This window comes from uncultured Cyclobacterium sp. (assembly GCF_963976465.1).
In the GTDB taxonomy this organism is placed as follows: Bacteria; Bacteroidota; Bacteroidia; order Cytophagales; family Cyclobacteriaceae; genus Cyclobacterium.
Map to the genome: position 1 here is coordinate 1 of NZ_CAXBOC010000368.1, position 6,056 is coordinate 6,056.

Annotated in this window: 7 protein-coding genes; 4 read left to right on the forward strand and 3 right to left on the reverse strand. The window is 39.3% G+C overall.

All coding sequences use genetic code 11. The annotated features are described in order from the left end of the window. Positions 1 to 285: gluconate 2-dehydrogenase subunit 3 family protein (locus AAC037_RS18000; protein ID WP_339904510.1), on the forward strand; the 285-nt coding region annotated here is incomplete at its 5' end. Between the two features lie 92 nt (positions 286 to 377). Beyond that, positions 378 to 1,067 carry a DUF1080 domain-containing protein gene (locus AAC037_RS18005; RefSeq protein WP_339904512.1) on the forward strand — a complete coding sequence of 230 codons (690 nt, stop codon included), beginning with the start codon at positions 378 to 380 and terminating at the stop codon, positions 1,065 to 1,067. A 48-nt stretch (positions 1,068 to 1,115) separates the two neighbouring features. On the opposite strand, the gene AAC037_RS18010 is transcribed toward AAC037_RS18005, so the two are convergent. From AAC037_RS18010 to AAC037_RS18020, 3 genes are all read right to left on the reverse strand, one after another. Then, positions 1,116 to 1,826 (reverse strand): Crp/Fnr family transcriptional regulator, encoded by a 711-nt coding sequence (locus AAC037_RS18010; RefSeq protein WP_339904514.1) that lies wholly within the window; start codon positions 1,824 to 1,826, stop codon positions 1,116 to 1,118. Between the two features lie 89 nt (positions 1,827 to 1,915). Further along, positions 1,916 to 2,404, reverse strand: a complete 489-nt coding sequence (locus AAC037_RS18015) for a type I restriction enzyme HsdR N-terminal domain-containing protein (protein WP_339904516.1) — start codon at positions 2,402 to 2,404, stop codon at positions 1,916 to 1,918. Between the two features lie 54 nt (positions 2,405 to 2,458). Beyond that, the gene (locus AAC037_RS18020; RefSeq protein ID WP_339904518.1) at positions 2,459 to 3,169 is read right to left on the reverse strand and encodes a helix-hairpin-helix domain-containing protein; all 711 of its coding nucleotides are present in this window, start codon (positions 3,167 to 3,169) and stop codon (positions 2,459 to 2,461) included. A gap of 183 nt (positions 3,170 to 3,352) precedes the next feature. On the opposite strand from AAC037_RS18020, the gene hemA reads away from it, so the two are divergent. Together hemA and AAC037_RS18030 are read left to right on the forward strand one after the other, a co-directional pair. Then, positions 3,353 to 4,636, forward strand: coding sequence for a glutamyl-tRNA reductase (gene hemA / locus AAC037_RS18025; RefSeq protein ID WP_339904520.1), 1,284 nt, complete (start codon positions 3,353 to 3,355; stop codon positions 4,634 to 4,636). A gap of 114 nt (positions 4,637 to 4,750) precedes the next feature. After that, positions 4,751 to 6,056, forward strand: a 1,306-nt coding sequence (locus AAC037_RS18030; protein WP_339904521.1) for a WG repeat-containing protein, incomplete at its 3' end; no start/stop codon positions are given.

A 6,056-nucleotide genomic window follows, 5' to 3' on the forward strand; every position in this document is an offset into this window, starting at 1 on the left:
GATTTGATCGCTTATCCAGATACAGCAAAACCTGAAAACCGTAGCGGTGTTAAGTTTTTCAACAACCTCAGAAACTTAACTGCTACAGGATTCTTTACAAGCGAAGAAGGTTTCAAAGACTTGGGATATGTAGGTAACCGCCCTAACGCTTGGGACGGCGTGCCTGACGAAGTGTTGGCCAAACATGGTCTTGAAAACGATCCCAAATACAAAGACGTATATCTTGACATCAGTACAAGGGGAACCATTGCCCAATGGGATGACAATGGCAATTTGATCGGATAAGCTTATTCCATCGACCCATCATCCTTACAGGGGAACGTCTACGCAGGTGTTCCCCTGTTTGTTTATAACCTTAACCAATAAAACCCTATACCATGAAGCCAAAAGCTTTGCTACTCTCCTTGCTATCTTTGATGCTGCTAAGTCCTTTAATGGCACAGAAAACACCTTTATTTAACGGAAAGGATTTGTCCGGCTGGCATGTGGATGTACCGGATCAAGATGAAAACCCCAATATTAGCCCTTCGTTCGTAGTGAAAGATGGGCTATTGATAAGCATGGGCACTCCTCAAGGTCACCTGATCTCCAATGAAGAATACGAAAACTACAGGATTACTGCAGAATACCGCTTTCCTGAAGCCACCGGCAATTGTGGAATATTGATACATGCCTCTACCCCCAGATCTTTGTACAAAATGTTCCCCAAATCAATTGAGGTTCAAATGTACCACGAAAATGCAGGGGATTTCTGGTGCATCGTAGAAAACATCGAAGTGGACAACATGGTTGAAAGAAGAGGCCCTAAAGAAGAATGGGGAGTGACTGAAGGTAAAAAAAGAAGAATTCTCAACCTTACCGATGGCTCAGAAAATACTCCCGGTCTTTGGAACAGGATGGTAATCGAGTGCTTGGGGGATAAAGTAAAGGTTTGGGTTAATGGTGACTTGGTCAACGAAGGATACAATGCTACAGCCACCAAAGGGCAAGTCGCCGTTCAGGCAGAGGGCGCCAAAGTAGAGTTTAGAAAACTCGAGCTTGAACCGATCACCGAACTTTCAAAATAAATTTAAAGCAAAAAAAGCCCGATGAGGGGCTTTTTTTGCTTAGGTATATCAACCATAAAAATCTGAAAGTCTCGCCAAGCCTTTTCGATTTAGTAATATTATTTTCTTTCCCTGTAAATCTATAAGTTTATCCTTCTTAAACTCAGAAAGAAGCCTAATCACTGTCTCCGTAGCCGTACCAACAAGACCTGCGATTTCCTCCCTGGTGAGGGTTATATCAAGCCGCTGCCTATCGCCACCATCCACACCATAACTGTCTCCCAGCTGTAGTAATGTCAAGGCCAACCGCTCCCTGATAGATTTCTGAGTAGCATCTGTTAACTGGCTCTCCATTAAGCCCATATCATGACAAAGTGCCTGTGTCAGGCGTTGATGAAAATTATTATCCTCTTTCATCACTTTTAGAAAAACCTCTTTAGGTACAAAGCAAATGCCTGCATCCTCCACGATTGTGGCGGTAGTGGTATAAGCCTCTTCTCCAATCAATGAAGCGTACCCCACCAGATCTCCCTTCTGAGCCAATCGTATGATCTGATCCTTTCCATTGGAAGCGGTTTTAAAAATTTTAACCACCCCACTATTGACACAGAATACCCCTAAAGGCTTGGTGCTTTCATAATATAGGATTTGTCCCTTCTTGTGAGAAATAAAATTTTTCCCTTCAGAAACATTACATAAATGCTCTTCTCCTAGTCCTGCAAATAAGGATAGTTTTCTACTCAAACACAGTTCACAAGGCGTACTTTTAACTTTATTCATCTTATTCAGCCTTTATTTTTTTGAAAGATACTGGACAAATTTAGCAAATAACATGACTAAGGTCACATTAATTGTCATAAATCAATTGTTTAAATCGCTGGATTTTCGTCAAATTTCGGGAAATGATTAATTTGGGAATACCTTCCCGTTTTTAAGTCTTTTTTTAAGCAATAATGCATCCGTCCATTGCTAATACAAATATATGGGGCGTTGAATTTATTGTTGTAGACACAAACTTGCTCAACGGTTTTCTGGCTCAATTTTACTTCCGGTGCTTTGCATTCAATTAAAAAAAAAGATGCTCCAGACCTATCCAATACCAATATATCAAAGCGCTTTTGTAAAGCATTGTATTTTAAGCCTTTTTCTAAAGCAATCAAACTACCGGGATAATTCATGTGCTCAACCAAATAATGAGTAATGTGTTGCCTTACCCATTCTTCAGGAGTTAATAGTAATTTCTTCTTCCTAATGGGGTCAAAAACAAAGTATCTACCCTGATCACCTTTTTCTATATCCATGGTGTAGGTGGGTAAATTCAACGAAACTTCAGCCAATTGGGCAACCAAATCTTTCATGACACAAATTTCCCACAAAAAATCAGAAGGCAAAACACAAAGACAATAATAAAATCAGAAACTAAGATAGGGAGCTACCCTATCCACCCAAGGCCGATTAAAAATCTTGATCTTTAATAAATCCTCTGCCGACCCAAATGCTCCATGCTGATTTCGATAGGCCAAAATGACTTTGGTAGCCCCATAATCTATGTATGGATGCTGAATCAACTGTTTAAAATCAGCTTGATTGATATTAATTTTGCTGGTTATTCTTGGCTCAAAAACGAAAGTTGAATAAATTTTTTCAGCCAGTGCTTCATCAACTCCATACACTTCTAAAAGTTGCTCAGGCCTATGAAATCCGCCTAAATTCGCTCGGTACTCACTGATTCTCGCTGACAACACCGGCCCTACGCCCTGCACCATTTGTAATTCTATGGCCGAAACTTCATGAAAGCTTAATTGATTAAATACTGGTTGGGAAGGCTTTGTAAGCCTAGGGCCAGCAACATTGGCGCCTTCTTTCCTCTCCTCTTTTTGGGGTTGTTTTGACTTTTCTTCCTGTGAAACTTGAGAAAAAGTGGATTTCGAAGAAAAAAAGGCCTTATTCTCAGCGATGTATTTCATGTACATCGCTCGTGAAACTGAACGATTATACCTTTCAATAAAATAAGGTACCGCATACAGTAAGCCGAGAGTAGGTATTACAAAAACGAAGCCCCGCATTTCCCTTCGCGTGAATCCCAAATAAGATTTAAGCCGATAAAACCATTTTTCTAGCATCTTCTATGTCTTTGTCAACATAAATTAACAATTATGGAATGTTATTCCAAAAAAATGCATTGTTGTATGAGGAGTGAAAAAATGGCGCATTTTATTTAGAAGCATTATAAATTAAATTCCCTTTGATGAATTAATTCATTTCGTCCCAATTCTATAATAAATTTGTAGCTGAAAGTTGTTGCTATGCAGTCAAAGTTTAAAGCTTTAAGTCTCTCATTTAAAAATGCCCCTGTAGCAATCCGGGAATTAGTTTCTTTGGATGAAGGAGCAGTACGCTCGCTTTTGGGTAAATTGAGAGAGTTTTTCAGTTTGACAGACACCTTAATTTTATCTACCTGTAATCGAACCGAGATCTATTACAGTCACGAGCTAGACCTATCCACAGAAATCATTAAACTGGTAGGCCTTGAAAAAGGCTTGGTAGACACCATCTCTTATCTGGAGTATTTTGACATCTACCAAGATGACAAATCCGCTATTTCCCATTTATTCAGGGTGGCCATGGGATTAGAAGCCCAGGTAATCGGTGATATGCAAATATCAAATCAGGTAAAACGTTCCTACCAGACAGCGGTAGACATGGACATGGCCGGACCTTTCCTTCACCGATTGATGCACACCATTTTCTTTACCAACAAAAAAGTCGTTCAAGAAACGGCTTTTAGGGATGGGGCTGCCTCTGTTTCCTATGCAGCAGTGGAATTAATCGAAGAACTCACTTCCAATACCCACCAACCCAGAGTACTTTTGGTTGGTTTGGGAGAAATTGGAGAGGATGTTGCCAAGAACCTGGTTTACTTAGGAGATGCTCAGATTAAAATCGCCAATCGTACTTTCTCTAAAGCCAAGGAACTGGCTACTGAGTATAATTTTGAAGCCATTCCCTTCGAAAAATGCTTTGAAGCTATGGAAGATGCTGATGTAATTATTTCTTCAGTAGCTATGCCGGAACCATTAATAAGCAAAGCCTTAATCAGCCAATTCAATATAAAAAGTTATAAATTACTTGTGGATCTTTCTGTTCCAAGAAGTATAGAAACAGCTGTAGAAGATCTTCCCGGAGTCTTGTTATACAATGTGGATAATATTCGAAGCAAGGCCACAGAAACTTTAAGCAAAAGAAAAGCCGCCATTCCTCAGGTGGAAAACATCATCGTAGAAAGCATCAAAGAATTTTACGATTGGAAAAAAGAAATGATGGTTTCACCTACCATCAATAAGCTTAAGAATAGCTTGGAGCAAATCCGAAAAGAAGAGCTAGAAAGATACCTTAAAAAGGTTGATGCTGATGGTCAACAATTTGAGATTATTGATAAGATTACCAAAAGCATGATGCAGAAAATCCTAAAAGTACCTGTGGTACAACTGAGAGCCGCCTGCAAACGCGATCAAGCGGAGGAAATGATTGATATCATCAATGATCTTTTTGACTTAGAAAAAGAAGAAGCTAAAAAAGCCAATCATTAAATACATCCCTTCTCAATAGAATATTTACTTTTTTAAAAGGCAGACTAAATGCCTTATTCCTTTTATTGTGAAAGCTGCAATTTCTTTTTACTTTCACCCATAAATTGAGTTAAAATGCGCAAATTACACCTATTAAAATTTTTTATTCCTTTCCTGTTTACCTTATTGAATTTAAGCTGGGCTTATTCCCAAACCTGGGAAGTTTTTGACAACAACTTTCATTTGGAAAAAAAACTTGCTGAAGGTGAAATATTCCTACTTGGTAACAGCCTTAGAATCAATGTTTCCGAAAACAACTTGGCTTTTTTAGATGCAAATTATGAACCCTTTACAAATATTGAAGGTGCTTCGCTTTACCAATTTCTAGAACCATGGATTATCATTGAAAATAATGAAAAATATGGAGCTTTACACGAATATGGCGAACAGGTTTTACCAGCTGTCTACGATGAAATCCAATCTTATTATACATTATTACTCGGAAGGAAAGGGGAGGAGTTTTTTGTTTATAACAGAGGCAAAAGAGCTACCAATTCTATTGGAAAATTCAGCTCAGCCAGGATTGCAAAAAACGGACAAGTAATCGCAAAAAATAGTGACGGGACATATAGCTTACCCCTTTCAGAGAATCCTGACCACAGGTTTATCTCTCTTACAGATCCTTCCACGGATGTAATTGTAGCTAAGGAAGCATCCGGGTTTGGCTTAATAAACACGGAAGGAAAGTACATCCTAAAGCCGGTAATTGATGAATTGACCCATCTAGAAGAAAACTATTTCTACGCCAAAAACAGCAATGAATACTTACTGATCAACGCCTTGTCTACAAGTGCTGACATTCGTTACAATAGCTTTCACCGAATCAGCATAGAAAACGAGGTGATGGTAGAATACATTCATGGTAAGTTAAGGCGGATAATGAAAAATGACGGTATCCTGCTGGATATTGTAGGGATGGATTCCGTAAGGAAATCGGGAAGTTACTTCAATGTGCATTTTAGGGATGGAACTACCGGTCTATTGAATAAAGAAGGACAATGGGAAGTAAAACCCAATAAAACCGCCACGGGGATATTCCCGGGAAATGAAGGTGCCTATGGTGCCAAAATCGGAGATGGATTTGGTTTTATCAATGCCAGTGGTGACACACTAGTGGCCCCAAAGTTTGACCAAGTTTCAGTTTTCTCTGAGGGCATGGCCAGTGTAAAAATGGGCACCAAATGGGGGTATATCGATCATCATCAAGCATTGGTCATTCCATATGCTTATAACTCCGCAGGAGCCTTCAAAGACGGGGTAGCAATTGTCCAGGCGGAGGGTAAATATGACCTGATCAATGTAAATGGAACTTCAATGCTTGAAGAAGGTCCTTGTCAAAGAATTAGCAGAACTACGAATGGCTATTACCTTCTGGAGAACA

What these genes read in the sequence shown, in the direction of transcription:
- hemA (WP_339904520.1), top strand. Translation starts at nt 3,353, where the DNA reads ATGCAGTCAAAGTTTAAAGCTTTAAGTCTCTCATTTAAAAATGCCCCT.
- AAC037_RS18020 (WP_339904518.1), bottom strand. Translation starts at nt 3,169, where the DNA reads ATGCTAGAAAAATGGTTTTATCGGCTTAAATCTTATTTGGGATTCACG.
- AAC037_RS18015 (WP_339904516.1), bottom strand. Translation starts at nt 2,404, where the DNA reads ATGAAAGATTTGGTTGCCCAATTGGCTGAAGTTTCGTTGAATTTACCC.
- AAC037_RS18010 (WP_339904514.1), bottom strand. Translation starts at nt 1,826, where the DNA reads ATGAATAAAGTTAAAAGTACGCCTTGTGAACTGTGTTTGAGTAGAAAA.
- AAC037_RS18005 (WP_339904512.1), top strand. Translation starts at nt 378, where the DNA reads ATGAAGCCAAAAGCTTTGCTACTCTCCTTGCTATCTTTGATGCTGCTA.